Source organism: Streptomyces sp. NPDC029836 (assembly GCF_055574495.1).
In genome coordinates, this window is record NZ_JBVHZI010000004.1 from 470,174 (window position 1) to 496,475 (window position 26,302).

25 protein-coding genes are annotated in these 26,302 nt (G+C 72.9%); 20 read left to right on the forward strand and 5 right to left on the reverse strand.

Annotated elements, in window-relative coordinates; all coding sequences use genetic code 11:
• The first annotated feature begins 20 nt into the window (after window positions 1-20).
• Complete coding sequence (dnaJ, locus tag ACZ4XJ_RS15895; protein WP_362875317.1) at window positions 21-1,205, forward strand: molecular chaperone DnaJ; 1,185 nt, start codon at window positions 21-23, stop codon at window positions 1,203-1,205.
• A gap of 1 nt (window position 1,206) precedes the next feature.
• On the forward strand, window positions 1,207-1,659 hold the full coding sequence (locus ACZ4XJ_RS15900; protein WP_362875318.1) for a heat shock protein transcriptional repressor HspR: 453 nt from the start codon (window positions 1,207-1,209) through the stop codon (window positions 1,657-1,659).
• A gap of 132 nt (window positions 1,660-1,791) precedes the next feature.
• Here ACZ4XJ_RS15900 and ACZ4XJ_RS15905 read toward each other — a convergent pair whose 3' ends face one another.
• On the reverse strand, window positions 1,792-2,832 hold the full coding sequence (locus ACZ4XJ_RS15905; RefSeq protein WP_362875319.1) for a helix-turn-helix transcriptional regulator: 1,041 nt from the start codon (window positions 2,830-2,832) through the stop codon (window positions 1,792-1,794).
• Window positions 2,833-2,916: 84 nt separating this feature from the next.
• On the opposite strand from ACZ4XJ_RS15905, the gene ACZ4XJ_RS15910 reads away from it, so the two are divergent.
• Both ACZ4XJ_RS15910 and ACZ4XJ_RS15915 read left to right on the forward strand, forming a co-directional pair.
• The gene (locus tag ACZ4XJ_RS15910; RefSeq protein ID WP_362875320.1) at window positions 2,917-3,252 is read left to right on the forward strand and encodes a hypothetical protein; all 336 of its coding nucleotides are present in this window, start codon (window positions 2,917-2,919) and stop codon (window positions 3,250-3,252) included.
• On the forward strand, window positions 3,252-3,566 hold the full coding sequence (locus ACZ4XJ_RS15915) for a (2Fe-2S)-binding protein (RefSeq protein ID WP_281208138.1): 315 nt from the start codon (window positions 3,252-3,254) through the stop codon (window positions 3,564-3,566). The genes ACZ4XJ_RS15910 and ACZ4XJ_RS15915 overlap by 1 nt, the downstream gene beginning before the upstream one ends.
• A gap of 159 nt (window positions 3,567-3,725) precedes the next feature.
• Here the strand turns inward: ACZ4XJ_RS15915 and ACZ4XJ_RS15920 are convergent, their stop codons facing one another.
• The gene (locus ACZ4XJ_RS15920; RefSeq protein ID WP_362875321.1) at window positions 3,726-4,130 is read right to left on the reverse strand and encodes a pyridoxamine 5'-phosphate oxidase family protein; all 405 of its coding nucleotides are present in this window, start codon (window positions 4,128-4,130) and stop codon (window positions 3,726-3,728) included.
• Between the two features lie 157 nt (window positions 4,131-4,287).
• Here ACZ4XJ_RS15920 and clpB point away from each other — a divergent pair, with 157 nt between their 5' ends.
• Window positions 4,288-6,885 carry an ATP-dependent chaperone ClpB gene (gene clpB / locus ACZ4XJ_RS15925; RefSeq protein WP_468496499.1) on the forward strand — a complete coding sequence of 866 codons (2,598 nt, stop codon included), beginning with the start codon at window positions 4,288-4,290 and terminating at the stop codon, window positions 6,883-6,885.
• 123 nt (window positions 6,886-7,008) lie between these two features.
• Window positions 7,009-7,554 carry a type III secretion system chaperone family protein gene (locus ACZ4XJ_RS15930; RefSeq protein ID WP_362875323.1) on the forward strand — a complete coding sequence of 182 codons (546 nt, stop codon included), beginning with the start codon at window positions 7,009-7,011 and terminating at the stop codon, window positions 7,552-7,554.
• Between the two features lie 114 nt (window positions 7,555-7,668).
• Here ACZ4XJ_RS15930 and ACZ4XJ_RS15935 read toward each other — a convergent pair whose 3' ends face one another.
• Together ACZ4XJ_RS15935 and ACZ4XJ_RS15940 are read right to left on the reverse strand one after the other, a co-directional pair.
• Window positions 7,669-8,862 carry a pyridoxal phosphate-dependent aminotransferase gene (locus ACZ4XJ_RS15935; RefSeq protein WP_362875324.1) on the reverse strand — a complete coding sequence of 398 codons (1,194 nt, stop codon included), beginning with the start codon at window positions 8,860-8,862 and terminating at the stop codon, window positions 7,669-7,671.
• On the reverse strand, window positions 8,850-9,392 hold the full coding sequence (locus ACZ4XJ_RS15940; protein WP_468496500.1) for a hypothetical protein: 543 nt from the start codon (window positions 9,390-9,392) through the stop codon (window positions 8,850-8,852). The genes ACZ4XJ_RS15935 and ACZ4XJ_RS15940 overlap by 13 nt, the downstream gene beginning before the upstream one ends.
• 275 nt (window positions 9,393-9,667) lie before the next feature.
• On the opposite strand from ACZ4XJ_RS15940, the gene ACZ4XJ_RS15945 reads away from it, so the two are divergent.
• The 9 genes from ACZ4XJ_RS15945 to ACZ4XJ_RS15985 all read left to right on the forward strand — a co-directional run bounded on the left by ACZ4XJ_RS15945 (window position 9,668) and on the right by ACZ4XJ_RS15985 (window position 19,683).
• A complete protein-coding gene (locus tag ACZ4XJ_RS15945; protein ID WP_468496501.1) occupies window positions 9,668-10,186 on the forward strand; it encodes a DUF2617 family protein in 519 nt (172 codons plus the stop codon).
• A 244-nt stretch (window positions 10,187-10,430) separates the two neighbouring features.
• Window positions 10,431-12,071: a polyamine aminopropyltransferase gene (locus ACZ4XJ_RS15950; RefSeq protein WP_362875327.1), complete on the forward strand. Its 1,641-nt coding sequence runs from the start codon at window positions 10,431-10,433 to the stop codon at window positions 12,069-12,071.
• 58 nt (window positions 12,072-12,129) lie between these two features.
• Window positions 12,130-13,041 (forward strand): SRPBCC family protein, encoded by a 912-nt coding sequence (locus tag ACZ4XJ_RS15955; RefSeq protein ID WP_362875328.1) that lies wholly within the window; start codon window positions 12,130-12,132, stop codon window positions 13,039-13,041.
• 19 nt (window positions 13,042-13,060) lie between these two features.
• Window positions 13,061-13,849, forward strand: coding sequence for an aldose epimerase family protein (locus ACZ4XJ_RS15960; protein WP_362875329.1), 789 nt, complete (start codon window positions 13,061-13,063; stop codon window positions 13,847-13,849).
• A gap of 79 nt (window positions 13,850-13,928) precedes the next feature.
• Complete coding sequence (gene pyrE / locus ACZ4XJ_RS15965) at window positions 13,929-14,492, forward strand: orotate phosphoribosyltransferase (protein WP_362875330.1); 564 nt, start codon at window positions 13,929-13,931, stop codon at window positions 14,490-14,492.
• A 270-nt stretch (window positions 14,493-14,762) separates the two neighbouring features.
• Window positions 14,763-15,785 carry a class II fructose-bisphosphate aldolase gene (gene fbaA / locus ACZ4XJ_RS15970; RefSeq protein ID WP_383990870.1) on the forward strand — a complete coding sequence of 341 codons (1,023 nt, stop codon included), beginning with the start codon at window positions 14,763-14,765 and terminating at the stop codon, window positions 15,783-15,785.
• A gap of 328 nt (window positions 15,786-16,113) precedes the next feature.
• Entirely contained in the window at window positions 16,114-16,812 is a 699-nt protein-coding gene (locus tag ACZ4XJ_RS15975) for a ScbR family autoregulator-binding transcription factor (RefSeq protein WP_362875332.1), read from the forward strand.
• A 104-nt stretch (window positions 16,813-16,916) separates the two neighbouring features.
• A complete protein-coding gene (locus ACZ4XJ_RS15980) occupies window positions 16,917-17,642 on the forward strand; it encodes an AfsR/SARP family transcriptional regulator (protein ID WP_468496502.1) in 726 nt (241 codons plus the stop codon).
• Between the two features lie 109 nt (window positions 17,643-17,751).
• Complete coding sequence (locus ACZ4XJ_RS15985; protein WP_468496503.1) at window positions 17,752-19,683, forward strand: helix-turn-helix domain-containing protein; 1,932 nt, start codon at window positions 17,752-17,754, stop codon at window positions 19,681-19,683.
• A gap of 58 nt (window positions 19,684-19,741) precedes the next feature.
• On the opposite strand, the gene ACZ4XJ_RS15990 is transcribed toward ACZ4XJ_RS15985, so the two are convergent.
• The gene (locus ACZ4XJ_RS15990; RefSeq protein WP_468496504.1) at window positions 19,742-21,034 is read right to left on the reverse strand and encodes an IS701 family transposase; all 1,293 of its coding nucleotides are present in this window, start codon (window positions 21,032-21,034) and stop codon (window positions 19,742-19,744) included.
• A gap of 252 nt (window positions 21,035-21,286) precedes the next feature.
• On the opposite strand from ACZ4XJ_RS15990, the gene ACZ4XJ_RS15995 reads away from it, so the two are divergent.
• The 5 genes from ACZ4XJ_RS15995 (at window position 21,287) to ACZ4XJ_RS16015 (ending at window position 26,210) form a co-directional block, all read left to right on the forward strand.
• Window positions 21,287-22,426 carry a CE1758 family FMN-dependent luciferase-like monooxygenase gene (locus ACZ4XJ_RS15995; RefSeq protein WP_468496568.1) on the forward strand — a complete coding sequence of 380 codons (1,140 nt, stop codon included), beginning with the start codon at window positions 21,287-21,289 and terminating at the stop codon, window positions 22,424-22,426.
• A 4-nt stretch (window positions 22,427-22,430) separates the two neighbouring features.
• Window positions 22,431-22,844, forward strand: coding sequence for a DUF3151 domain-containing protein (locus tag ACZ4XJ_RS16000; RefSeq protein WP_281208154.1), 414 nt, complete (start codon window positions 22,431-22,433; stop codon window positions 22,842-22,844).
• A gap of 127 nt (window positions 22,845-22,971) precedes the next feature.
• Entirely contained in the window at window positions 22,972-23,820 is an 849-nt protein-coding gene (locus ACZ4XJ_RS16005) for a tryptophan 2,3-dioxygenase family protein (protein ID WP_362875336.1), read from the forward strand.
• Window positions 23,813-25,159: a kynureninase gene (gene kynU, locus ACZ4XJ_RS16010; protein ID WP_468496505.1), complete on the forward strand. Its 1,347-nt coding sequence runs from the start codon at window positions 23,813-23,815 to the stop codon at window positions 25,157-25,159. The genes ACZ4XJ_RS16005 and kynU overlap by 8 nt, the downstream gene beginning before the upstream one ends.
• Window positions 25,160-25,331: 172 nt before the next feature.
• Window positions 25,332-26,210 (forward strand): alpha/beta hydrolase, encoded by an 879-nt coding sequence (locus tag ACZ4XJ_RS16015; protein ID WP_468496506.1) that lies wholly within the window; start codon window positions 25,332-25,334, stop codon window positions 26,208-26,210.
• Window positions 26,211-26,302: the final 92 nt, after the last annotated feature.

Here is a 26,302-nt window from a genome sequence, read left to right on the forward strand (position 1 = left end):
CGAGAGGAGGGCCACCGGGGATGAGCACGAAGGACTTCGTCGAGAAGGACTACTACAAGGTCCTCGGTGTCCCGAAGGACGCGACCGAGGCCGAGATCAAGAAGGCGTACCGGAAGCTCGCACGCGAGTTCCACCCGGACGCCAACAAGGGCGACACCTCGGCCGAGGAGCGCTTCAAGGAGATCTCCGAGGCGAACGACATCCTCGGGGACGCCAAGAAGCGCAAGGAGTACGACGAGGCCCGCGCGCTGTTCGGGAACGGGGGCTTCCGCCCCGGTCCCGGCGGCGCCGGCGGTTCGTTCAACTTCGACCTCGGTGACCTCTTCGGAGGTCAGCAGCCGCAGGGGGGTCCGGGCGGCGGCTTCGGCGGCGGCCTGGGCGACGTCTTCGGCGGCCTGTTCAACCGCGGCACCGGCCAGGGTCCGGGCACCCGTACCCAGCCGCGCCGCGGCCAGGACATCGAGTCGGAGGTCACGCTCTCCTTCACGGAGGCCGTGGACGGCGCGACCGTCCCGCTGCGGATGTCCTCGCAGTCGCCCTGCAAGGCGTGTTCCGGTACCGGCGACAAGAACGGCACCCCCCGGGTGTGCCCGACCTGCGTCGGCACCGGTCAGGTCTCGCGGGGCAGCGGCGGCGGGTTCTCGCTGACCGACCCCTGCGCGGACTGCAAGGGCCGCGGTCTCATCGCGGAGACCCCCTGCGACGTCTGCAAGGGCAGCGGGCGCGCCCGCAGCTCGCGGACGATGCAGGTCAGGATCCCGGCGGGCGTCTTCGACGGCCAGCGGATCCGGCTGCGCGGCAAGGGCACCCCGGGCGAGCGCGGCGGTCCGGCGGGCGACCTCTACGTGGTGGTCCACGTCGACGGTCACCCGGTGTTCGGCCGCAAGGACGACAACCTCACGGTGACCGTCCCGGTGACCTTCGCGGAGGCCGCCCTCGGCGCCGAGATCAAGGTGCCGACCCTGAACGGTCCGGCGGTCACCCTGAAACTCCCCCCGGGCACGCCCGGCGGTCGTACGATGCGGGCCCGCGGCAAGGGCGCGGTCCGCAAGGACGGCACTCGCGGCGACCTCCTCGTCACGGTGGAGGTCACGGTCCCGACGGAGTTGTCCGACAAGGCCCGCGAGGCCCTGGAGATGTATCGCGACGCGACGGATCCCGAGGACCCGCGCGCCGAGCTGTTCGAGTCGGTGAAGGGAGCATGAGATGGACGGCCGCCGAAGGATCCATTACCAGCTGACCGACGACACCCCGGTCTACGTGATCTCGGTGGCCGCCCAGCTCTCGGGCCTGCATCCGCAGACCCTCCGCCAGTACGACCGCCTCGGCCTGGTCTCCCCGGACCGTACGGCCGGCCGCGGCCGGCGTTATTCGGCCCGGGACATCGAGCTCCTGCGCACCGTGCAGGCGCTGTCCCAGGACGAGGGCATCAACCTCGCGGGCATCAAGCGGATCATCGAACTGGAGAACCAGGTGGCCGCGCTCCAGCAGCGCGTCGCCGAACTCTCCTCGGCCGTGGACGGGGCGGCCGCCGCCCTCCAGGCCCGCGAGGCCCAGGTGCACGCCTCGTACCGGCGCGACCTGGTCCCGTACCAGGCTCCGCAGCCGGGCAGTGCCCTGGTCGTCTGGCGGCCCGGCCCGAAGCGCCCGCTGAGCTGAACGCCGGGCGCGGCCCGGCCCGCATCCGCGCAAGGCCCCTCCAGGAACGCTCCCGGCGGGGCCTTCCGCGTGCGCCGGGGCATATGCCGTCCCGATGGGCCCCCGGGGTCGGGGAGCGCCGCCCAGGGCCCCTCAGAGCTCCGGCAGCGGGGGCGGCGGCGGGCCCGTCGAGTCGCGCAGGATGCCCGAGCGGGCGATGAGGAAGCCCAGCTGGGCGCGGCTGCCGCTGCCCAGGGCGGTGGCCAGCTTGGCGATGTGCGCGCGGCAGGTCCGTACGTTCATCCCCAGGCGCCGGGCGATCGCCTCGTCCACGTGCCCCTCGACCAGCAACTGCGCGATGGAGCGCTGCACGCCCGAGATGCCGTCGGGCCGGTGCGTGTAGGTAACTTCCTGGCTGAGCGGCACGGCGCGCCGCCACAGCTGCTCGAAGACCTTGATGAGGTAGTCGACCAGTCCGGGGTGGCGCAGTTCCAGGGCGACCCGGCGGTCGTCGCTGACGGGGATGAACGCCACGGTGCGGTCGAACACGATCAGCCGCTCGATGAGTTCTTCGAGGGTGCGGATCTCGACCTTGCCCGTGGAGATGCGGTCCACGTAGGCGAGCGTGCCCTGGCTGTGCCGCGCGGTGTGCTGGTAGAGGGTGCGGATGCTGACCCCGCGGTCGATGAGCGGGGCGTCCCGTTCCAGGGCCTCGGTCAGGGCGTAGGACGGCCGGGCGCCGCCGGGTTGGACCGTCAGCATCTCCGTGTGGCACTCGGCCGTCGCCAGGTCGAGGGCGGCGTTGATCTGGTCGAATCCCTCCAGCACGGTGATCGCGTGCGTGTTGGCGGGGTTCTGCGCACTGATGGTGAGGAACGGCTCGAATGCATCGGTGAGGTCGATCGCGCTGCGCCGACGGTCCTGGATCTCCCGCTCGAGGGGATGCAGGCGCTGGGCGAGGGCGACCGCCGGGGGAACCGCGCGGAGCTGGTTCGCGTCATCCGGGTCGGGGCGCAGCAGAGCGAATTCGAGCAGGCAGGGGATGTTTTCCACCTCACTACGAGGTACCCGGCCGGTGCTCAGTGCCGCCGCGTAAAGTCGAGCCCCCTCGTCGCACATGGATGTGACGGGGTGGGGATGTGTCGGGTTTGTGTCGTTTATGGGCAAATCTCCACCCCCCAGGGTCCTGAACATGCAAGAACATGATGCATCGTCCCTGTGGCCGTAACGTGCCTGAATGAGCCATGGTCTGACGTGCGGGGGAGAGGATTCCATCAAGTGAGGACGAAGCCGACCATGTACAAGAGAATGCTTCGCTCGGCGCTTGCCGTTGTTTTCTCCGCTGTTGCGGTATTTGGGGCAGTCAGCGCCGTCAATGGCGATGCGGGGAACGCACTGGCCAGTGACAGCGGCTGGAATATCGTGCCGAAGGGTAAGTCGGACAGCGGTTGGAACGTCGCGCCGGCCGACAGCGGCTGGAACGCCGCGCCCGCAGGTGAACCCGACAGCGGCTGGAACGACACACCCGCCGGTGAACCCGACAGCGGCTGGAACACCCGGCCCGCCGGAGAGCCGGACAGCGGCTGGAACATCGTGCCCGTGAAGGCGCTCTGATGACCCCCGACGACCGCGACTTCCGCCGCGAGATGGCCTCCGCCTATCGGTCCGGATGGCAGTTCATCGATCTCGCCACCGCCATTCCCCACACCGGCGACTCGTTGATGGTCACCCTGTTCGGCCAGCCGATCGTCGTCGTGCGCGAGGAGGACGAGGACGTCCGTGCCTACCGCTGCCTGCGCCGCCCCCGGGGCGCACCGCAGCCCGTTCGTTGCGAAGTTCGCTACGGCATGGTCTTCGTCAATCTCGATCAGCGCGACCACCAGCTCTTCGAACCCGATATCACCGCCGCCACCCCCCGCAGTGCCTGACGCGATCCCCCCGTCGTTGCAGATCGCCCAGGCGCTTCCCCCACACAACGGCGCCATCGTGGACCTGACCACGATGGCGCCGTTGTGATGTCCGCGTCCAGTGGTTGAACCGGACCATCGGCTGAACCGGACCACCGGTTCAACCGGATCATCGGTCCTTCAGGCCCGGCCCATGGCCCGGTCGAGGGTGATCTCCATGACGACCCGGTCGGGGTTGGGCGAGGGGACCCTCCCGTAGCGCTCCGCGTAGCGCGCCACGGCGTCGGCGACCGACGCCTCGTCGGCGCGGATCACCGCCCGGCCCTCCAGGGTGGCCCAGCGCCGCCCCTCCATCTGGCACACCGCCACCCTCGCGGCCCCGTCCGGCGACGCCAGGATGTTGCGCACCTTCTTGCTGTGCCTGTTGCTGATCACCCGGGCCAGCCCCGCCTCGGGGTCGTACGTCACGCCCACCGGCACCACGTGCGGGGTGCCGTCGGGGCGCGGGGTGGTCAGGGTGCAGACGTGCCGCTCCCGCCAGAAGGCGAGGTACTCGGACGTCGGGTTGAGTACGTCATGGGACATGGGCCGAGAGTACGTGCGAAGCACGGTCGATAGGGGCCGCGCTCAGCCTTGAGTGGAATAGACTCAACTTTGCAGACGCTGAATCTGTCAGAGTTGACCCCGGGACGCGTCTCGGACCACGTACCCCGTCATTCCCGTCGGAGAGGAGAAGCCGCAAGTGGACGCCGAGCTGACCAACAAGAGCCGTGCCGCCCTGAACGCCGCCACCAGCAGGGCCGTCAAGGACGGTCACGCCGACCTGACCCCCGCGCACCTGCTGCTGTCGCTGCTCGCCGGCGAGGACAACGAGAACGTCACCGACCTGCTCGCCGCGACCGAGGCCGACCAGGCCGCCGTCCGCGCCGGCGCCGAACGCCTGCTGGCCGCCCTGCCCAGCGTCACGGGTTCCACCGTCGCGCCCCCGCAGCCCAGCCGCGACCTGCTCGCCGTACTGGCCGAGGCCGACGCCGAGGCAGGCCGGCTCGGGGACGAATACCTCTCCACCGAACACCTCCTCATCGCCGTCGCCGCCAAGGGCGGACCGGCCGGTGAGGTCCTTTCCGCCCAGGGCGCGACCGCGAAGAAGCTGCTGTCCGCCTTCCAGAACGCACGAGGAGGACGGCGGGTGACCAGCCCCGACCCCGAGGGTCAGTACAAGGCCCTGGAGAAGTTCGGTACGGACTTCACGGCCGCGGCCCGCGAGGGCAAGCTCGACCCGGTCATCGGCCGCGACCACGAGATCCGGCGCGTCGTCCAGGTCCTGTCGCGCCGGACGAAGAACAACCCGGTGCTCATCGGCGAGCCCGGCGTCGGCAAGACCGCCGTCGTCGAGGGCCTCGCCCAGCGCATCGTCAAGGGCGACGTCCCCGAGTCCCTGAAGAACAAGCGCCTCGTCTCCCTCGACCTGGGCGCGATGGTCGCCGGCGCCAAGTACCGGGGCGAGTTCGAGGAGCGCCTCAAGACCGTGCTCGCGGAGATCAAGTCGAGCGACGGCCAGATCATCACCTTCATCGACGAGCTGCACACCGTCGTCGGCGCGGGCGCGGGCGGCGACTCCGCCATGGACGCCGGCAACATGCTCAAGCCGATGCTGGCCCGCGGCGAACTGCGCATGGTCGGCGCGACCACGCTGGACGAGTACCGCGAGCGCATCGAGAAGGACCCCGCGCTGGAGCGCCGCTTCCAGCAGGTGCTGGTCGCCGAGCCCAGCGTCGAGGACACCATCGCGATCCTGCGCGGGCTCAAGGGCCGCTACGAGGCCCACCACAAGGTCGTCATCAACGACAGCGCCCTCGTCGCCGCCGCCACCCTCTCCGACCGGTACATCACCTCCCGCTTCCTCCCCGACAAGGCCATCGACCTCGTCGACGAGGCCGCGTCCCGGCTGCGCATGGAGATCGACTCCTCGCCCGTCGAGATCGACGAGCTCCAGCGCTCCGTGGACCGGCTGCGCATGGAGGAGCTGGCGCTGAAGAACGAGTCCGACGCGGCCTCCCGCGAACGCCTGGAGCGGCTGCGCAAGGACCTGGCCGACAAGGAGGAGGACCTGCGGGGCCTCACCGTCCGCTGGGAGAAGGAGAAGAAGTCCCTCAACCAGGTCGGCGAGCTCAAGGAACGCCTGGACGACCTGCGCGGCCAGGCCGAGCGCGCCCAGCGCGACGGGGACTTCGACTCCGCCTCCAAACTGCTCTACGGGGAGATCCCCGCGCTGGAGCGCGAGCTGGCCGAGGCCACCGAGGAGGAGGCCGCGTCCAAGGGCGGCGGCGCCAAGGACAGCATGGTCAAGGACGAGGTCGGCCCCGACGACATCGCCGACGTGGTCGGCGCCTGGACCGGCATCCCCGCCGGTCGGCTGCTGGAGGGCGAGACCCAGAAGCTGCTCCGCATGGAGGACGAGCTGGGCCGCCGGCTGATCGGCCAGCAGGAGGCCGTAGGGGCCGTCTCCGACGCCGTGCGCCGCACCCGCGCGGGCATCGCCGACCCGGACCGCCCGACCGGCTCCTTCCTCTTCCTCGGCCCCACCGGCGTCGGCAAGACCGAGCTGGCCAAGGCCCTCGCGGACTTCCTCTTCGACGACGAGCGGGCCATGATCCGCATCGACATGTCGGAGTACGGCGAGAAGCACAGCGTGGCCCGCCTCGTCGGCGCCCCGCCCGGCTACGTCGGCTACGAGGAGGGCGGCCAGCTCACCGAGGCCGTTCGCCGCCGCCCGTACAGCGTCGTCCTGCTCGACGAGGTCGAGAAGGCGCACCCGGAGGTGTTCGACGTCCTGCTCCAGGTGCTGGACGACGGCCGGCTCACGGACGGCCAGGGCCGCACCGTGGACTTCCGCAACACCATCCTCATCCTCACCTCGAACCTGGGCAGCCAGTTCCTGACGGACCCGGCGACCTCGGCGGAGGACAAGAAGGCCCGCGTCCTGGACGTGGTCCGCGCCTCCTTCAAGCCCGAGTTCCTCAACCGGCTCGACGACCTGGTGGTCTTCTCCGCCCTCGGCAGGGACGAGCTGGCCCACATCGCCGAGCTCCAGATCGGACGCCTCGCCCAGCGGCTCGCCGACCGCCGGCTGACCCTCGACATCACGCCCGAGGCGCTGGCCTGGCTCGCGGACAAGGGCAACGACCCCGCGTACGGCGCCCGGCCGCTGCGCCGCCTGATCCAGACCGCGATCGGGGACCGGCTGGCCAAGGAGATCCTGTCCGGCGAGGTGCGGGAAGGGGACACCGTACGCGTCGACGTGTCCGGCGAAGACCTGCTGGTCGGACGGGCCCTGTAAGGGGCGCCGCCCCTTACCCCGGTCCTACTCCTGTCCGCCCGGAGCGGATCGCGGGTGCAGGGGTGGACACGGGGTGGGCGCGATGGTGGAGGATGGCTGTATCCGCACGAAGGGAAGTACACGGTGAGCATCGACCCGGCCTCGATTCCGAACTTCGGAGGGCAGCAGCCCGATCCGCAGGCCACTGGACCGGCGGGCCCCGTCGTCCCCGACCAGGACCTGGTCAAGCAGCTCCTGGAGCAGATGGAGCTCAAGTACGTCGTCGACGACGAGGGTGACCTCGCGGCGCCGTGGGAGGACTTCCGCACGTACTTCATGTTCCGCGGCGAGGACGAGCAGCAGGTCTTCTCCGTGCGGACCTTCTACGACCGCCCCCACGCGATCGAGGACAAGCCGCAGCTGCTGGAGTCCATCGACGACTGGAACCGCCGCACCCTGTGGCCGAAGGTCTACAGCCACACCCACGACGACGGCTCGGTCCGCCTGATCGGTGAGGCGCAGATGCTGATCGGCACCGGCGTGAACCTGGAGCACTTCGTGTCCTCCACGGTCAGCTGGGTCCGCGCCTCCATCGAGTTCGACAAGTGGCTCCTCGAGCAGCTCGGTCTGGAGAAGGAAGTCGACTCCGCCGAGGGCGAGGAGAAGCCCGAGGACGGCGACGGCAACTAGTCGCCCGACACAGCGCCACCCCGGCCACGCACCAGGTCATTCACGACCCGGTGCGTGGCCGGCCGCGCGCCCGGACCCGTCCGCTCCCGCAGGCGCGCGGCCCGCGTCACCCCGTCACCCCGCCCACCGACCCAGGCGGTGCACGGCCTCCTGGAGGACCTCCGGCTTCTTGCAGAAGGCCCAGCGGACCTGGGTGGCGCCCGCCTCGGTGTTGTCGTAGAAGACCTGGTTCGGGATGGCGACCACGCCGCAGCGCTCCGGCAGGGCGCGGCAGAAGGCCAGGCCGTCCTTCTCGCCGAGCGGGGAGATGTCCGTGGTGATGAAGTACGTGCCCTGCGGGCGGAAGACCTCGAAACCGGCCGCCGTCAGGCCGTCGGCGAGGAGGTCGCGCTTGGCCGCGAGGTCCGCCCGGAAGGTGTCGTAGTACGCGTCCGGCAGCGCCAGGGCCTCGGCGATCGCGTACTGGAACGGGCCCGACGCGACGTACGTCAGGAACTGCTTCGCCGAGCGCACCGCCGAGACCAGCGCGGGCGGTGCGGTGATCCAGCCGACCTTCCAGCCGGTGAAGGAGAACGTCTTGCCGGCGGAGGAGATCGTCACCGTGCGCTCGCGCATGCCGGGCAGGGACGCCAGGGGGATGTGCGAGCCCTCGAAGACCAGGTGCTCGTAGACCTCGTCCGTGACGACGAGGAGGTCGCGCTCCACGGCCAGCTCCGCGATCGCGGTCAGTTCCTCGCGGGTGAGGACCGTGCCCGTCGGGTTGTGCGGGGTGTTCAGGAGCAACAGCCGGGTGCGCGGGGTGATCGCGTCCCGCAGGGCGTCGAGGTCGGGGCGGAAGTGCGGGGCGCGCAGGGTGAGCGGGACGCGGACCGCCCCGGCCATCGCGATGCAGGCCGCGTACGAGTCGTAGAACGGTTCGAGCGCGATGACCTCGTCACCCGGCTCCAGGAGGGCCAGCAGGGACGCCGCGATGGCCTCCGTCGCACCCGCCGTGACCAGCACCTCGGTGTCCGGGTCGTACGTCAGCCCGTGGAACCGCCGCTGGTGCTCCGCGACGGCCGTACGGAGCTCCGGGACGCCCGGACCCGGCGGGTACTGGTTGCCCCGGCCGTCGCGGACGGCCCGTACCGCCGCCTCGGCGATCTCGGCGGGGCCGTCGGTGTCGGGGAAGCCCTGGCCCAGGTTGATCGACCCGGTGCGGGCGGCCAGCGCCGACATCTCCGCGAAGATCGTGGTGCCGAAGGACGCCAGGCGGCGGTTGAGGAAGGGGCGGCTGCTGCTGCTCGCGGATGCGGTCATGGGCGCCATCCTGCGGGGAAGCTCTGGAGTTGCTCAAGTGTGCTTTGGCGCGATCGGCCGGAGGGGATCCCCCCCGTCATGCGGGACGAGGGGATCCCGCACCCCGGGGAACCGGGCTTCCGAGAGGAGGCGAGGACCGTGGTCCTGGTCTTTGTCCTGGTGGTGGCGTTCGTGGTGACGGCAGGTGCCGTAGCGGGGATCCTGGTCTCGAAGGCGAAGCGGGCGGCGGCCTGCCGCCGGCGCTCCGCGCGGTCCTCCTCGCGGTCCTCCTCGCGGTCCTCCGCGCGGTCTTCCTCACGGCCCTCCTCGCGCCGGTCGGGTGGTGACCGCTCCGACAGCTGGTGGGCGGCCTCCGGCGGTACGGGCGCGGTGTCCTCCTGCGGCGGGTCCTCGTCCGACTCGGGGCCCTCCTGCGGGTCCTCGTCGTCCTCGTGTGGCGGATCGTCGTCCTCCTGCGGTGGCGGGGGCGGCTGCGGCTCCAGCTGATCCTTCGGGAAGGCCCGCCGACGAGTGTTGAACAGGGCGCCCGTGGGGGACAACTTCCCTCGGGCGTCTACTTGTTCGGCCGGGCGTTACGGCGTACGGGCGGCATGCTGGTGAACACGTGAACTGGGTAGCCCCCGGGGGGATGTAAACCCCGTCAAGTTGGGTAAATCCGCTGTGAGTGCCGTGCCTTTCATGATTCCCTCGGTTGAGTAGACCAGTCCTCGGACCTCCCTGGACTTCCTGTGGACCCGTGCCGGTGTCCCCCCACCCGTTGACTACCGCTGGCGGGCTCCGGCCCATCTCCCTCGCGCGTTTGCGGAGCCGACTCATGCTCACGACCCTCCAGACCACCTACACCGACACGCGTGCCGCCGATCTCGCCTGGGCCCTGGGACGGGACCGGCTGCCCGCCCTGGCCGTACTGAACCTCCAGCTCGCGGACGCGAAAGTGGAGCTCCGCCTGCTCGGGGCCTCTCACCAGGTGCTCCTGGAGGAGGGGGAGGTGCTCTGTTCGGAGACCGTCGCCTGCATGCCCGGGAGCAGTACGCCGCTTCCGCTCGGCGTGGCCAAGCGGGTCGGCGACTGGGAGTACGAGTTCGCCGCCCGCGTGGAGAACCTCTCGCGGGGCTCCTTCGCGGGCCGCGCGCAGGAACTCCTCGCCCTCGTCGCCGACCACCCGAACGGGCTGGCCGGCACGTTCCCCGGCAGCCCGCACGCCTTCACCGCCATGCTGGCCCAGCGCCACGAGGGCCAGGTCCGGTGGCGGACCTGGCACGCCTACCCCCAGGAGGGGCAGCTCGTCGCCACGCGCACCCGGGTGGGCGTCCGCATGGGCGCCCCCGTCTAGTGCGTTTCCTCCCGCGCGCTCTCGCCGGGCGGCTCGGTCCGGGTCGCCCGCGCGGCGTCCGGACTCCGTCCGGACGCCGTCCGCGTGTTGTCCGCTCGGCCTCCGCGTGCCCTCCGCGTGCCTTCCGCGTGCCGTGCTCGGGGGGCGGATTGGGGTGCGGTTACGCCAACTGGCGGGATTGAACCGGTACTTACACCCATGTGGGTGACAGGGTGTGGGTGGGCGGTAACGTACGGTTCGCTTCATGATCGACCGATCCGCCCCCCACGGGGTGCTCCCGGCGCCGGAGCCACGGGGCGCGCAGAGCGCCCCGGCCGCCCTGCCCGTACAGCCACGGACCGGCCGCTTCCTCGTCCTGGCCACCGTCTTCGTCTGCGCCGCCTGCGGGCTCGTGTACGAACTGGAGCTGCTCGCGCTCGGCTCCTACCTGATCGGTGACTCGGTCACCCAGGCCTCCGTGGTGCTGTCCGTCATGGTCTTCGCCATGGGCGTCGGTTCCCTCCTCGCGAAACGGCTGCGCGGCCGGCCGGCCCTCGGGTTCGCCGCCATCGAGGCCGCGCTCGCCCTGCTCGGCGGGTTCTCCGCCATGGCCCTGTACGCGAGCTTCGCCTGGCTGGGCGAGTCCCGGACCGCGCTCGTCGGCTTCTCCTTCGCCATCGGCGTCCTGATCGGCGCGGAGATCCCGCTGTTGATGGTGCTGATCCAGCGGATCCGCCGGCAGGACGCGGGCGGGGCGGTCGCCGACCTGTTCGCCGCCGACTACGTGGGCGCCCTCGTCGGCGGCCTCGCCTTCCCGTTCCTGCTGCTGCCGATGCTCGGCCAGCTCAACGGGGTCATGCTCACCGGCACCGTCAACGCCCTCGCCGGCGGCGGGCTCGTCCTGTGGCTGTTCCGCCGCGACCTCAGCCCCCGCTGCCGCTGGCTGCTGATCGCCACCAACGCGGCCGTCCTCGCCGCGCTCGGCTCCGCGACCCTGCTCGCCGACGACTTCGAACGGGTCGCCCGCCGCGCCGTCTACGGCGGAGAGGTCCGCGTCGCGGTCCGGACCGACGTGCAGGAACTGGTGCTCACCGGCCCGGCCGGCGGCTCCCCGCGCTCCCTCGACCTGTACCTCGACGGCCGGCTGCGGGTCAGCGGCTACGACGAGTACCGCTACCACGAGGCCCTGGTCCACCCGGCGATGACCGGCCCGCACGCCCGTGTCCTGGTCCTCGGCGGCGGCGACGGGCTGGCCGCCCGCGAGGTGCTGCGCTACCGGGACGTCGCCTCCGTCACCGTCGTCGAGCTCGACCCCGGCGTCGTCCGGCTGGCCCGCACCGACCCGATGCTCTCCGCGCTCAACGAGCGGGCCTTCGAGGACCCCCGCCTCGGCGTCGTCACGCAGGACGCGTTCGGCTGGTTGCGGGGTCCCGCCGCCCGGGACCGGTTCGACGTCATCGTCTCCGACCTGCCCGACCCCGGCATCACCCCGAGCACGAAGCTGTACTCGCAGGAGTTCTACGGGCTCGCCGCGCGGGCCCTGAACCCCGGCGGGCGGATCGCCGTCCACGCGGGGGCCCTCACCGACCGGGCCCGTACGTACTGGACCGTCGACACCACCCTGCGCGCCGCCGGACTGCTCACCACCCCCTACAGCACCGGCGGCCGGCTCTCCGGCTTCGCCGGTGGACCCGACCGGACGCTCGGCGGCAGCGGGGCGCCGCCGCAGGACTGGGGCTTCGTCCTCGCCTCCCGCGAACGGACGCCCGAGCTGCGGGTCGACCGGGACACGCCGGCGCTGCGCGCGGTGTCCACGCGGGCCCTGCTGGACGCGGCCCGGGACGCCGCCCGGACCCGGATCCACGGCCTGCCGCCCTCGACACTGCCCTACCCGCGCTACTCCTGAGCTGCGGCGACTGTCGTGTCCGTGTGCACCGGCGGCTCTCCTCGGTAGGCTCGGCCGCATGGAGCATCAGGTGTTCGTTCCGGTCCCCGCGGAAGACCTCCGTGCCGTGCTGCGCGACCCGGCCCGCGTGGCGCGCTGCGTACCCGGGCTCCAGCGGGACGCCGACGCCGCCGCCGGGCCGTCGGCCGGGCGGCTCAAGGTGCGGGTCGGCGGGCACACCGTGACCTACCGGGGGGCGCTGCTCGTCGCCGAGGGCGGCCCGGACCGGTTCACCGTCGAGGGCGCGGGCACCGAGGTGCGCGGCCACGGCACCGTCACCCTCTCCCTCGGGCTGACCCTGGTCCCGGACGGGGTCGGGACCCGCCTGGAGTTCACCGGCGGGGCCACCGCCGACGGGCGGGCCGCCGCCTTCGCCCCGGACGCCACCGCGGTCGCCGGTCGGCGCCTGCTGGACCGGGTGGGCGCGAACCTGGCGGCGGAGTCGGCCGCCGACGTGACCGAAGCCGAGGCCGTCGGGGTGGGCGACGCGGCCCCCGACCTCGATCCGCACGACCCCGTCGCCGAGGCCGAGGAGGCCGCCGACGCCGAGGAAGCCGAGGAGGCCGCCGACGCCGAGGGGCCCGGGGGCGCGGGTGACGCCGCCGGGCCGGCCGACGCGGTCAGCGCCTCGCTGTTCGACTCCGAGGTGCCGGCCCCGTCCGTCGACCCCTTCCTGGAGGGCGACTTCGCCGGGACCACCGGTCCCGCCGCGGCCGCCCGGCCGCCCGCCGAAGCCGCGCACGCCCGCCGCACGATGATCGGCCGCAGCGCCGAGGAGGTGGACCACGCGCCGCCGCGCGGCCGGTACGCCCCGGTCCCCGCGCCGTCCACCGTCGCCGCGGCCGGCGGCCTGCGCTGGGTCGCCCCGGCCGCCGCCCTCGCCATCGCCTCGGCCGTCGTGGTCGGAAGGGCGTTGCGCCGCCGTCGCTGACTCGCCGTAGGGTCGCCGTATGAGCACGCAACTGAGCGTCGGCGGCGCCGACATCACCATCGATCAGGAGAACGGCTGCCGGATCAGCAGTCTGCGCGTCGACGGGACGGAGCTGCTGCGGCAGGGGCCGCACTTCGGCGCCTTCCCGATGGTCCCCTGGTGCGGCCGCACCGCGGACGGCCGGTTCCGGGACGGCGCGAGCGTCCACCAGCTGCCGCTGAACCACCCGCCGCACGCCATCCACGGCCTGGGCCGGGACACGTCCTGGCGGCCGGCCGGGGTCTCCGAGACCCGCGCCGCCTTCGCCTTCGACCTCGTCGACCCCTGGCCGTACGCCGGCCGGGTGACCCAGATCTTCGAGCTGTCCGAGGACGCCCTCACCCTCACCCTGGGCGTGGAGACCTACGAGAACTCCTTCCCGGCCCAGGCCGGCTGGCACCCTTGGTTCAACCGGACCCTGACCGCCGGCGGCCCCGAGGCGCAGCTCGCCTTCGACCCGGCCTGGCAGGAGGAGCGCGGCGACGACCACCTCCCCACCGGCCGCCGCATCGACCCCCTCCCCGGCCCCTGGGACGACTGCTTCGGCATGCCCCACGGCGTGGACGTCACCCTGACCTGGCCCGGGCAGCTGGAGCTGAAGGTCACCAGTCGGGCCGAATGGGTGGTCATCTACGACGAGCAGCCCGAGGCCGTCTGCGTCGAGCCCCAGTCGGGCCCGCCGAACGGGCTGAACACGCTCCCGCACCTGGTCACGCCGGTCGACCCGCTGGAGATGTCCAGCACCTGGACGTGGCGGCGGCCGGCGTAGCCCGTACGGCCGGGGCGTGCGGGCCGGTCGTGCGGGCCGGCCGTGCGGGGGGCGCCCGGGGCGCATTTAAGCTCGGGGTATGACTGACGTCAACGAAGTAATGCCGCAAGGCACACGCGATGCGCTTCTGCAGCAGATCAAGGACAAGGCCGTCGTGCACGGCAAGGTGACCCTCTCCTCCGGCAAGGAGGCCGACTACTACATCGACCTCCGTCGGATCACCCTCGACGGCCAGGCGGCCCCGCTGGTCGGGCAGGTCATGCTCGACCTGACCGCCGAGCTCGACTTCGACTGCGTCGGCGGTCTGACCCTGGGCGCCGACCCGGTGGCGACCTCGATGCTGCACGCCTCCGCCGCGCGCGGACAGCGGCTGGACGCCTTCGTCGTCCGCAAGGCGCAGAAGGCCCACGGCATGCAGCGTCGCATCGAGGGCACCGACGTCAAGGGCCGCCGCTGCCTGGTCGTCGAGGACACCTCGACCACCGGCGGGTCCCCGCTGACCGCCGTCGAGGCCGTTCGCGAGGCCGGCGGTGAGGTCGTCGCCGTCGCCACCATCGTGGACCGCGGCGCCGCGGACGCCATCGCCGAGGCGGGCCTGGCCTACCTCACCGGCTACCGCCTCGGGGACCTCGGCCTCGGCTGAACCGCCCGCGGGCATCTCGGATCGTGGTCGGGACCGGCTCGGAACAACTCGTGACGAAGGTCCTGGGAAGCCTCTGTTCCGGTTCTGACCTGCTGTTTTGCGGAGCGACGCGGTGTTTCACGTGAAACGCCGCGTCCGGCTCACCCTTCCCGGGGCGACCGGAGGGGTGGAGTGTCGCGCCGAGTCTGGAAAGATAGGCGCGACGATGACGTCGCCCCCAGGTCAGGGCCCGTAATAAGCACACTCCCCGCACATCCAAGGAGCGGACAGATGCCCATCGCAACCCCCGAGGTCTACAACGAGATGCTCGACCGGGCGAAGGCAGGCAAGTTCGCCTACCCGGCCATCAATGTCACCTCGACCCAGACCCTGCACGCTGCCCTGCGCGGCTTCGCGGAGGCCGAGAGCGACGGCATCATCCAGATCTCCACCGGTGGTGCGGAGTTCCTGGGTGGCCAGTACAACAAGGACATGGTCACGGGCGCCGTCGCCCTGGCGGAGTTCGCGCACGTCGTCGCCGCCAAGTACGACATCACGGTCGCGCTGCACACCGACCACTGCCCGAAGGACAAGCTGGACGGGTACGTACGTCCGCTCCTGGAGGTCTCCGCCGAGCGCGTGGCCCGCGGCCTCAACCCGCTCTTCCAGTCGCACATGTGGGACGGCTCCGCCGAGACCCTGGCCGACAACCTGGCCATCGGCCAGGAGCTGCTCGCCAAGGCCGCCGCCGCGAAGATCATCCTTGAGGTCGAGATCACCCCGACCGGCGGCGAGGAGGACGGCGTCAGCCACGAGATCAACGACGAGCTGTACACCACCGTCGATGACGCGCTGCGCACCGCCGAGGCCCTGGGCCTGGGCGAGAAGGGCCGCTACCTGCTGGCCGCCTCCTTCGGCAACGTGCACGGCGTCTACAAGCCGGGCAACGTCGTCCTGCGCCCCGAGCTCCTCAAGGACCTCCAGGCCGGTGTCGGCGAAAAGTACGGCAAGTCCTCGCCGTTCGACTTCGTCTTCCACGGCGGTTCGGGCTCCACGGCCGAGGAGATCGCCACCGCGCTGGAGAACGGCGTCGTGAAGATGAACCTCGACACCGACACCCAGTACGCGTTCACCCGGCCGGTCGCGGACCACATGTTCCGCAACTACGACGGTGTGCTGAAGGTCGACGGCGAGGTCGGCACCAAGTCCACCTACGACCCGCGCACCTGGGGCAAGCTGGCCGAGGCCGGCATGGCCAAGCGCGTCACCGCGGCCTGCGCCGACCTGCGCTCCACCGGTACGAAGCTGAAGTAGTAGCGCTACCGGTACGAAGCTGAACCAGCTCCACCGGTACCCAGCCGAAGCAGTAGCAGCACCGCAGACCTGAAGGGGTCCGCCGGTCCGTCCCGGACCGGCGGACCCCTTTGCGTGCGGAGCGTGCGCGGGGGCCGGCGGGGGCGGCCGGGCGGGTCCTTCCCCGGTGCAGGAGCGCGCGAGGTGACACACGGCGGTGGACTGGGGCCTCGTGATGGTGTGAAATCTACTCAGAGAAACGTACCCGGGGTTATGTAAATCCGCCGGGGCAGGAGAGGCGACGCGGCATATGAGGACAGAGCGACCCCAGGTGAAGCAGGATCGGGCGGTGCGCACGCGTCAGGCGATCCTGGAGGCGGCGGCCGTGGTCTTCGACGAGCAGGGCTACGACGCGGCCAAGTTGTCGGACATCGTCAACATCGCCCGGGTCACCAAGGGCGCGCTCTACTTCCACTTCGACTCGAAGGAAGGCCTGGCCCAGGCCGTCATCGACGCGCAGAACGAGCACCGGCCGACGGTCCTGCCGCAGGAGTACAAGGCCCAGGAATTCCTGGACATGGGCATGGTGTTCTCGCACCGGCTGCGGCACGAGGTGCTGATGCGCGCCAGCGCCCGGCTCACCCTGGACCAGGCGGCGGGCCGCAACCTGGATAAGGCGGCCCCCTACCGCGCCTGGATCGACGAGCACGTCCGCGTGCTGCAGGACGCGAAGCGGCGCGGCGAGCTGCTGCCGAACGTCGACCCCCTGGTGCCCTCGCGGATGATCGTGGGCTCGTTCGCCGGGTTGAACACCATGTCCCACACCCTGGGTCTGGACCTGGAGGAACAGGTCTCCGAGCTCTACACGTACGTGATGCCCAGCATCGTGGTCCCGGCCGTGGCGATCCGGCTGGACACCGCTCCCCGCCGGGGCGCGCGGGCGCTCCACGGGCCCCGCGGCGCGCACGCGTGCGCGCACGGCTGCCCGGGCGGTGTGCCGGTGGGGGCGGCGGAGCCCGCCGAACCGGTGGACCGGGTTTCCGCCTAGCGGCGGCCGGCCCTTCGCGCTCACCTCTTCCGGTCCGCGCCACCTCTTCCCTAAAAGATCCTTCCGGGTATTATTTTTCTGCTGGCCTGCCCAGGGAGAACACTGTGGACATTGAGGTACTCGGAGAGCCGCGGGTCGTCGAGAACGGTGTGCCCATCACGGCCCCCACGCCGGAGTCCCGGCACGTGCTGGCGGTCCTCGCCGCGTGGCCCGACCGGGTCGTGCCCGTCGCGGTCCTCGCGGACGAACTGGCCGTCCACACCCGCCCCGAGCACGCCCGCGGCGTCCTGCACACCGCCGTGCGCCAACTGCGGGAGCGGTTCGCGCAGGTGCTGGGGGCCGGCTCGGTACGTACTCCCGATTCCGTGCTCTCCACCCAGCCCGGCGGGTATCTCCTCGACACCGGTGGCGGTCGCTCCGACGTCCGGGACTTCGCCCGTGAATCCGGCGCCGGCTACCGCGCCATGGGGCGCGGCGACTTCGAGCGGGCGGCCCCGCGGCTGCGCCGCGCCCTCGCCCTGTGGACCGGCCCCGCCCTGGACGGCATCGACGCCGGCACCTGGCTCGGCGCCCGCATCGAGGTCCTGGACGCCGACCGGATCGCCGTGCTCGGCCAGTGGGTCGAAGCGGAACTCGCCCTCGGCCGGTACCGCGAGCTGCGCCTGGAACTCGCCGGCCTGCGCGGCCCCGCGGGCCCGGGCGGCAGGACGGCCCCCCACCCGGACTGCCCCTGGCCGGCGGCGCTGCGCAGCGCCGAGGAACGCGTCGAGGCGCTCCGTTCGACCTGCACGACACCCCGGCTGACCCTGGCCGGCGCCGTCCGGTGCTGACGTGGTGTCGCGTCCCGAGGGGCCGGAACCGTACCCTGCTTGACCCCTCGTCGCACGGAACCTAGGTTCGGGGCGCGGGACAAAGGGGCTGGTCGGACGGGGGCGACGGATGAACGGGGACGACGGCGGGGCACCGGGGGCGTTGGCCGTGCTGGAACTGCTCGCGGCGGACGCCCCGGAGGGCCGGTACGAGGCGCTGCTGGAGGACGCCCGCTGCGCCGACGCCGGGGAGGAGCACCTCGCCGCTCTCGCCCGCGCGGTGGAGCTGGCCCGCTCCGTACGGGCGGACGCGATCCGGGTCAAGCAGCGCGAGGCCGCCCTCACCGCCCTCGTGGACACCGCGCACGACCTGACCTCCCCGTACGACATCCACGGGCTGCTGCGCCTGATCACCCGTCGGGCCCGGCGCCTGCTCGGCTTCGACATGGCCTGGCTGTCGCTGTCCCGCCCGGACGGATCGGCGTACGTGTGCACCTCCGAGGGCGAGACCACCGCCCTGAACGTGGGGCTCGAACTGGGCACCGGTAAGGGGTTGGGCAGCATCGCCCAGGACCGCCGGTCCCCGGTGTGGACCGCCGACTACCTCGCCGATCGCGCCATCGCGCACGCCCCCGGCATCGACGCCGTCGTGCGGGCGGAGGGGTTGCGCGCCATCATCGCCGTCCCCTTGCGGCGCGGGAACTCCACGCTCGGCGCGCTCTACGGATCCGACCGGGCCGTACGGCAGTTCACCCCCGACGAGATCGGCGTGCTGCTCTCCCTCGCCGACCTGGCCGCCGTCGCCATCGAGAAGGCCCGGCTGCTGGAGCAGACCCGCGACGAGGTCACCGAGCTGGAGGCGTTCGGTTCGCGCACCAACACCGCCCTCACCCGGGTCCGCCACCTGTGGGAGTGTCACGCCCGGCTGGCCGGGCTGGTGCTCGACGGGGCCGGCCTGGCCACCCTCGCCCGGGCCACCGCCGACGCGCTCGACGGCGTGCTCCAGGTACGGGACCCCGGCGGCCGGCCGCTGACCGCGACCGGTGAACTGCCCGACCTGGACGAGGAGTCCGTGGCCAAGGGCGCACTCCAGGCGCAGATCGACCGGCGGCCCGTCCGGCTGCCCGGCGAGCTGTGGCTGGCCCCCGTCCTCGCCGGCGCCGAGGACCTCGGGGTGCTGTTGCTGAGCGCGTCGGCGCCGCTCGCCGAGGAGGACGTACGGCTGCTCCAGCTGGCCGCGCAGTCGGTGGCCTCGCTGATGCTGATCCAGCGGGGCACGGCCGCCGCCGAGGGGCCCGTCCACGACGAAATCCTCGCCGACCTGCTGGAACGGCCCCACTCCGTCGACCTGCACCTGCTGGAGCGAACCCGCCGGCTCGGCATCGACCTCGACCGGCCCCACGTCGTCGTCGTGGCCCGGCCCGAGGGCGGGGAACTCGGCAAGGCCGTCGCCTGGGCGTCCTCGTACGCCTACCGGATGGGCGGGCTCAAGGGCGTGCGCCGGGGCTGCATCGTGCTCGTCCTGCCGGGCGAGGACGCCTCCGCCGCCGCGCACCGGGCCTCCGCGGAACTGTCGCCGCTCCTCGGACACGCCGTCTCCACCGGTGCGGCCGGCCCCACCGGCGGGCCGGGCGAGGTGGCCCGCGTGTACGCGGAGGCCGTGCGCTGCCTGGACGCGCTGACCGCCCTCGACGGGGCGGGCGGCACGGCCTCGCTGCGCGAACTGGGCTTCCTCGGGCTGCTGTTGTCCGCCGACCACGACGTGGAGTCCTTCATCGCGTCGACGATCGGACCCGTCCTGGAGTACGACACCGACCGCATGACGGGCCTCACCCGCACCCTCGACGCGTACTTCGCGTCCGGCGGCAGCCCCACGCACGCGGCCGAGGCCCTGCACGTGCACCCCAACACGGTGTCCCGGCGGTTGGAACGCATCGCCGAACTCCTCGGCCCGCACTGGCAGAAGCCCGGCCGGGCGCTGGAGATCCAGATGGCCCTGCGGCTGCGCAAGGCCCGTACGGTCCTGCACGACCGCCGCACGGCGGGCGCCCGGCCGCAGTAGCGGCGCCCCGGCGCCCCGGCCGTCGGTGACGGGTGGGGCGCCGGGGGCCGGACGGGCCTCAGGGCGTCGGACCGTGCGCCGTCCCCGCCGCCGTCAGCGCGCGGGCCGCGTGGGCGACCGACGCCAGCGTGACGTGCCGGTGCCAGCCGGGCAGGGCCCGCCCGGCGAAGTCGCGCAGGCCCACTTCCTGGCCACCGTGCTCCGCGGCGAACTCCACCCGACGCCCCTGCTTGGTCAGCCGCAGCAGCGGGCCCACGGGGAGCCGTACGAGGTCGGTCACCCACACCTGCGTCGGAGGGCGCCGCGGGTCGGTCCACTCGCCGACCAGCAGCAGGTGCCGGCGTCGGGCCGGCGACGGGTCGGGCATCATCACCCGCACGGCGACGGCCAGGGTGCCGCGGTGCCGGCCCCCCGGGTGCGCCGGATCGGGATCGGTCCACTCCACCGGCGTGGCCAGCCCCTTCACCGACTGCAGGATCTCGCGCGCGCCGCGCAGCCCGGCCCCGTACCCCGGCAGGGTCGGATCCGTGACGAGCAGCGGGGTCGAGGAGGCCGCCCGCGCGATGACCGGCAGCCCCGCCTCCGCGAAACGGTTCATCGTGGACCGGGTCCCGATCTGCCTGATGTCGAGCACCACCGGGCGCGGGCCGCTCCCGCTGTGCCGCACCGTCTCGATGACGGCCGTCGCGGCGCACTGCTCGTACGCCGCCTGCGCGGCGTGCTCGTCGAGGACGCCGTGCGGTCCCTCCGCGTCGGGCAGGAACATCCGCCAGCCCACCGGCGTCACCAGGGCGGCCGACGCGAACCAGGTCCCGAAGGCCTGCTGCCCGCGGAACATCTGCCCCTGGTGGGGGTCGAACCGGTGCGCCGCGCCCACCGAACGGTCGCCGCCCTTCGGGATGGCCATCGGCTGGGCCACCCACGCGGTCAGCGGGGTCGTCGCCTCCAGGAACCCCGAGAGGGAGGCGCGCAGGGGCTCCCAGTCCCAGGTGGAGCCGGAGATGAAGTGGTGCATGCTCTGCTCCGCGGCGGGGCCCCCGACCTGCCCGGCGATGCCGCGCATCGACTTGCGGCCCCGCAGGGCGAGCAGACCCCGTACGTACTGCCGCCCCTTCTCCCGCTGGTCCTTGCGGCGCAGCGAGGCCAGGACGACGGAACAGAGGTCCTCGGCCGCCTCGTGGACGGGATCCCGGCGGGCGGGGATCAGTGCGGGGCCGGTGCTCGTGCCGGCGCCGGTGGTTCTCGTTCCCGTTGTCGTGCTCGTTCCCGCGTGCGTCCCCGTTCCCGTTTCGGTGGTCTGCCTCGTCACCGCGGCCGGGCCGGTTCCCGGTGCCACGGCGGTACTACTCATGATCGTTTTCACGACATGCCCCCTAGCGTGCATCGACTGCACCCCCACCGTCCGTCGCGGACCCCCCGCGCGGGGAGGTGCGCCGGCCACCGCACTTGGCCGGAACGTGGTGGGGTCCCCACCACCCACCTCCTGCGCCCGCCGCCGCGCGACTTGACGGACTGCCGGAACGGACGTGGCCGCTCCCCGGAGCGTCCGGCACGGTCCTGTACGAGGGGCTGCGGCGTCGGGGGAGGGGTGGGCTGCGGGGTGGTGCAGTTCGGTGTGTACTCCCTCGGCGATGTCGCGCCCGACCCGCTCACCGGCCGCACGCCCACCGAGCGCGAGCGGATCCGGGCGATGACGGCCATCGCCGTCCGGGCCGAGGAGGCCGGCCTCGACGTCTTCGCCACCGGTGAGCACCACAACCCGCCCCACGTGCTCCCCTCCCCGCCGACGCTGCTCGCGTACGTCGCCGCCCGCACCGAGCGGCTGATCCTCTCCACCGCCACCACGCTCGTCACCACCAACGACCCCGTCCGCGTCGCGGAGGAGTTCGCGCTGCTCCAGCACCTGGCGGACGGCCGGGTGGACCTGACGCTGGGGCGCGGCGACGTCCCGAACGCCTACCCGTGGTTCGGCCAGGACCTCCGACAGGCCGTCGCGCTCGCCCGCGAGAACTACGCCCTGCTGCACCGGCTGTGGCGGGAGGTGGACATCGACTGGCGGGGTCGTTCCCGCGCCCGCCTCGACGGCTTCACCTCCACGCCCCGCCCGCTGGACGGCGTACCGCCCTTCGTGTGGCACGCGTCGGTGCGCTCGCCGGAGGGCGCGGAGCAGGCCGCGTCCTACGGGGACGGGTTCTTCGTCGACACCCTCCGCGCCCCCGTCGGGCACTCCGCGCGGCTGGTCGCCCTGTACCGCGACCGGTACGCCGAGCACGGGCACGGCGCCGCCGAACAGGCCGTCGTCGGCCTCGGCGGGCAGGTCTTCGTACGGGCCCGGTCGCAGGACGCGGTGCGCGAGTTCCGCCCGTACTTCGACGGCTCGCCCGCGCGCACCGGCCGGGAGTCCCTGGAGGAGTGCTCGGCGCGGGGCCCGCTGGCCGTCGGGAGCCCCGACGAGGTCATCGAGAAGATCCTCACCTTCGGGGAGGCGTACGGGGACTACCAGCGCCAGCTCTTCCTCGTGGACCACGCCGGGCTGCCGCGGGAGACGGTGTTGGAGCAGATCGACCTGCTGGGGGAACGGATCGTCCCGGTCCTGCGCCGGGAGCTGGCGGCGGCCCGGCCCCCGACCCGGCTCCCGACCCGGCTCCCCGCGGACACCGGCGGCGCGGGGGCGGTGGCGGGGGCCCGGGCGGTCCCGGCCGGGCAGCGGCCGCCCGCCGCGGCGGGCCATCGGCCACACTGATCCCATGTCGATTCACCAGAACCTGCTCGGGGGCCCCGCCCCCACCCACCTGCCCGACGAGCCCGCGCCGCGCGAAGCCCTCGCCGCCGGCACCGACCCGGCCGAGGTGGCCGCCGCGTACCCCACGTCCTCCCTCGCCTGGGCCACCCTCGCCGACCGGGCCTTCGCCGCCGGCAACACGGTCGAGTCGTACGCGTACGCCCGTACGGGCTACCACCGCGGGCTGGACTCGCTGCGCCGCGCGGGCTGGAAGGGTCACGGCCCGGTGCCGTGGGAGCACGAGCCGAACCGCGGGTTCCTGCGCGCCCTGAACGCCCTGGCCCGGGCCGCCGGCGCGATCGGCGAGAAGGAGGAGTACGAGCGCTGCTCGACCTTCCTGCGCGATTCCTCGGAGACGGCGGCGGACACGCTCGCATAACTGCGCGCCGAGTGCCCTAGAGGGGTTCCGGATCCCCTGTTTATGATGCGAGGCAGGGGACCGGGGCTCCACTTACCTCACGGAAGGAGCGGACCGCTACCCGGAAGCACGTGTCGAGGAGACAGAAATGTCGCACGCCCTTGATGCCTCCGGAGCCGGTTCGGACACCCCGAACCTCGACTTCGCCGGCACGACCCCGTACGAGGACTACGTCCAGGCGGACGTTCTCACCCACCTCCAGCACCTGCGCTCGGACGACCCCGGCGAGATGGTCTTCCTGGTCACGACCCAGGTCATGGAGCTGTGGTTCACGGTCATCGTCCACGAGTGGGAGACCGCGGCCCGCGCCCTGCGCGAGGACGACATCCCCGTCGCGATGGACGCGCTGAAACGATCCCTCCGCGAGCTGGAGGCCCTGAACGCCTCCTGGCGCCCCCTCGCGCAGCTCACCCCGGGCCAGTTCAACTCGTACCGCTCCGCCCTCGGCGAGGGCTCCGGATTCCAGTCCGCGATGTACCGCCGGATGGAGTTCCTGCTCGGCGACAAGTCCGCGTCGATGCTGGTCCCGCACCGCGGCGCGCCGCGCGTCCACGGCGAGCTGGAGAAGGCCCTGCACGAGCCCGGCCTCTACGACGAGACCCTGCGACTGCTCGCCCGCCGCGGCCTGCCGGTCCCGCAGCGGGTCCTGGACCGGGACCTGACGGCGCGCTACGAGCCGTCGCCCGAGGTCGAGGCCGTCTGGACGGCCCTGTACGCCGAGCCCGCCGGTGAGCACTCCGACCTGCACCGCCTAGGCGAGGTGCTGACGGACGTCGCCGAGCTGGTCTGGCGCTGGCGCAACGACCACCTGGTGGCGACCCGGCGCGCGATGGGCGCGAAGACCGGCACGGGTGGCTCGGCCGGGGTGGCCTGGCTGGAGAAGCGCGCGACGAAGAACGTGTTCCCCGAGCTCTGGACGGCCCGCAGCCATGTCTGACACGCGACCGATACCCGGCGCGGGCCGCGGGGGCGACTCCGACGTCCGCTTCGGCGTCGACTCCGACGTCCACTCGGACGTCCGCTTCGGCGTCGACCCGGATTCCGCCGCCGCGCCGCACCCGGCCGAGGCCGGGCTCCGGGCCCGCGCCGCCGCGCTCGACGCCGCCGACGGGCTGGGCAAGCCGCGCGAGCGGTTCGCCCTGCCCGACGGGGTCACCTACCTCGACGGCAACTCCCTCGGCGCCCTCCCGGCCGGCGTCCCCGACGCCGTGTCCGACGTCGTGCGCCGCCAGTGGGGCGAGCTGCTCATCCGGTCCTGGGACGAAAGCGGTTGGTGGACCGCCCCCGAGCGGATCGGCGACCGCATCGCCCCGCTGATCGGCGCCGGCCCCGGACAGGTCACCGTCGGCGACTCCACCAGCGTCAACCTCTTCAAGGCCCTCGTCGGCGCCGCCCGACTGGCCGCGCCCGGCCGGACCCGGATGCTCGTCGACGCCGCCACCTTCCCGACGGACGGCTACATCGCCGCCTCCGCCGCCCGGATGACCGGCCTCGACGTCGTCGCCGTCGACCCCGGCGACGTGGTGCCGGAGATGACCTCCGACACCGCGGTGGTGCTGCTCAACCACGTCGACTACCGCACCGGCCGGCTCCACGACCTGCCCGCCCTCACCGCGGCCGCGCACGCCGCGGGCGCGCTCGTCGTCTGGGACCTGTGCCACTCGGCGGGCGCCCTGCCCGTCGGCCTCGACGCGCACGCCGTCGACCTCGCGGTCGGCTGCACGTACAAGTACCTCAACGGTGGGCCCGGCTCCCCGGCCTACCTGTACGTGGCCGAACGGCACCAGGAGTCCTTCGACTCCCCGCTGCCGGGCTGGAACGGGCACGCGGACCCCTTCGCGATGACCCCGGCGTACGAGCCCGCCCCGGGCGCCGCCCGCGCACGGGTCGGCACCCCGGACATCCTGTCCATGCTCGCGCTGGAAGCGGCCCTCGACGTCTGGGAGGGCGTGGACGTCGAGGACGTCCGGGCCAAGTCCCTGGCGCTGGGCGACTTCTTCCTCGAATGCGTCGCCGCGTACGTCCCCGAGGGCCGCGTCGAGTCGGTCACCCCGGCCGGGCACGCGGAGCGCGGCAGCCAGGTCTCGCTGCGCACCGAGAACGCCCGCGCGGTCATGACGGAGCTCATCGCGCGGGGCGTCGTCGGGGACTTCCGTGCCCCCGACGTCCTGCGCTTCGGTTTCACCCCGCTCTACGTCGGGTTCGCCGACGCCGAGCGGGCGGCGCGGACGCTGGGTCGGACGCTCGGCCCGGCAACGGGTCACGTTTTCGGGTGACCCGGTAGCGAAACGTCACAGCAGTCGGATGGGCGGGGCCTCGGCCCCGCCCGTCGCGATGAAGGGGACTCCGGCCGGCGGGGAGCGGGTTGGCGCCTGATACGGTCCCGCTCTGCCGGAACACCGGAACACCAGTCCCCGCTGTCCCACGCGTTACCGAGAGGTCGAGCCGATGACGGACCCCGCAGTCGAACGGGACGCCGCCGAGGCCGCCTCGGCCTTCGCCCACCCCCCGGTCCTCCCCGACGCGAGCGCCGCGTACGGGGAACACCCGGACCAGGTCATCGACTTCTACGCCCCGCACGGCGGCGGCGGCCCCGGCTCCGCCCCCCTGGTCGTCGTCCTGCACGGCGGGGCCTGGCGCGCCCCGTACGACCGGCAGCACGTCACCCCGCTCGCCGGCTTCCTGGCCCGCCAGGGCTTCGCCGTTGCCAACGTCGAGTACCGGCGCGGTAGTTCACTTCCGCACCAGGGGGCGGGCGGACCCGTCGCGGGACGCTGGCCCGAGACCTTCGACGACGTCGCCGCCGCCATGGACGCCCTCCCCGCGCTGGCCGCGACCGCGCTCCCCGAGGCCGACCCGCGGCGCACCGTCGTGACGGGGCACTCCGCGGGCGGCCACCTCGCCCTGTGGGCCGCGGCCCGACACGTGCTGCCGCCCGACTCCCCGTGGCGGCTCGCCGCCCCGCCCGCGCTGCGCGGGGTGGTGGCGCTGGCCCCGATCGCGGACTTCGCCGTCGCGGAGGAGCTGGAGGTGTGCGGGGGCGCGTCGGCGCAGCTGCTGGGCGGCGCCGAGCACTGGGCGCGGCGGCTCCCCTTCGTGGACCCGGCCGCGCTGCTCCCGACGGGCATCGCCACCGCCGTCGTGCACGGGCGGGACGACATCGTGGTCCCGCCCGAGGTGGCGGAGTCGTACGTCGCCGCGGCGGCGAAGGCGGGCGAGACGGTCGGCCTGACCCTGCTGGACGGGGTCGGCCACTTCCCGCTGATCGACCCGGCGGCGGACGCCTGCGCGGTGGTCTCGGAGGAGATCGCGCAGCTGGGTTGGTAGGCCCCGACCGGGTGGTGGGCCGCGCCCGGGTGTGGGCCGGACGGGTGTGGGCCGGACCGGGCGCTGGACCCGCCCCGAGAATCGCGGCCCTC

Excerpts from the sequence above, each read along its gene's own strand:
- ACZ4XJ_RS15900 (WP_362875318.1), top strand. The coding sequence starts at position 1,207 with ATGGACGGCCGCCGAAGGATCCATTACCAGCTGACCGACGACACCCCG.
- fbaA (WP_383990870.1), top strand. The coding sequence starts at position 14,763 with ATGCCCATCGCAACCCCCGAGGTCTACAACGAGATGCTCGACCGGGCG.
- ACZ4XJ_RS16005 (WP_362875336.1), top strand. The coding sequence starts at position 22,972 with ATGTCGCACGCCCTTGATGCCTCCGGAGCCGGTTCGGACACCCCGAAC.
- pyrE (WP_362875330.1), top strand. The coding sequence starts at position 13,929 with ATGACTGACGTCAACGAAGTAATGCCGCAAGGCACACGCGATGCGCTT.
- kynU (WP_468496505.1), top strand. The coding sequence starts at position 23,813 with ATGTCTGACACGCGACCGATACCCGGCGCGGGCCGCGGGGGCGACTCC.
- ACZ4XJ_RS15920 (WP_362875321.1), bottom strand. The coding sequence starts at position 4,130 with ATGTCCCATGACGTACTCAACCCGACGTCCGAGTACCTCGCCTTCTGG.
- ACZ4XJ_RS16015 (WP_468496506.1), top strand. The coding sequence starts at position 25,332 with ATGACGGACCCCGCAGTCGAACGGGACGCCGCCGAGGCCGCCTCGGCC.
- ACZ4XJ_RS15990 (WP_468496504.1), bottom strand. The coding sequence starts at position 21,034 with ATGAGTAGTACCGCCGTGGCACCGGGAACCGGCCCGGCCGCGGTGACG.
- dnaJ (WP_362875317.1), top strand. The coding sequence starts at position 21 with ATGAGCACGAAGGACTTCGTCGAGAAGGACTACTACAAGGTCCTCGGT.
- ACZ4XJ_RS15935 (WP_362875324.1), bottom strand. The coding sequence starts at position 8,862 with ATGGCGCCCATGACCGCATCCGCGAGCAGCAGCAGCCGCCCCTTCCTC.
- ACZ4XJ_RS15955 (WP_362875328.1), top strand. The coding sequence starts at position 12,130 with ATGGAGCATCAGGTGTTCGTTCCGGTCCCCGCGGAAGACCTCCGTGCC.
- ACZ4XJ_RS15915 (WP_281208138.1), top strand. The coding sequence starts at position 3,252 with ATGACCCCCGACGACCGCGACTTCCGCCGCGAGATGGCCTCCGCCTAT.
- ACZ4XJ_RS15905 (WP_362875319.1), bottom strand. The coding sequence starts at position 2,832 with ATGTTCAGGACCCTGGGGGGTGGAGATTTGCCCATAAACGACACAAAC.
- ACZ4XJ_RS15945 (WP_468496501.1), top strand. The coding sequence starts at position 9,668 with ATGCTCACGACCCTCCAGACCACCTACACCGACACGCGTGCCGCCGAT.
- ACZ4XJ_RS15985 (WP_468496503.1), top strand. The coding sequence starts at position 17,752 with ATGAACGGGGACGACGGCGGGGCACCGGGGGCGTTGGCCGTGCTGGAA.
- ACZ4XJ_RS15950 (WP_362875327.1), top strand. The coding sequence starts at position 10,431 with ATGATCGACCGATCCGCCCCCCACGGGGTGCTCCCGGCGCCGGAGCCA.
- ACZ4XJ_RS16000 (WP_281208154.1), top strand. The coding sequence starts at position 22,431 with ATGTCGATTCACCAGAACCTGCTCGGGGGCCCCGCCCCCACCCACCTG.
- ACZ4XJ_RS15960 (WP_362875329.1), top strand. The coding sequence starts at position 13,061 with ATGAGCACGCAACTGAGCGTCGGCGGCGCCGACATCACCATCGATCAG.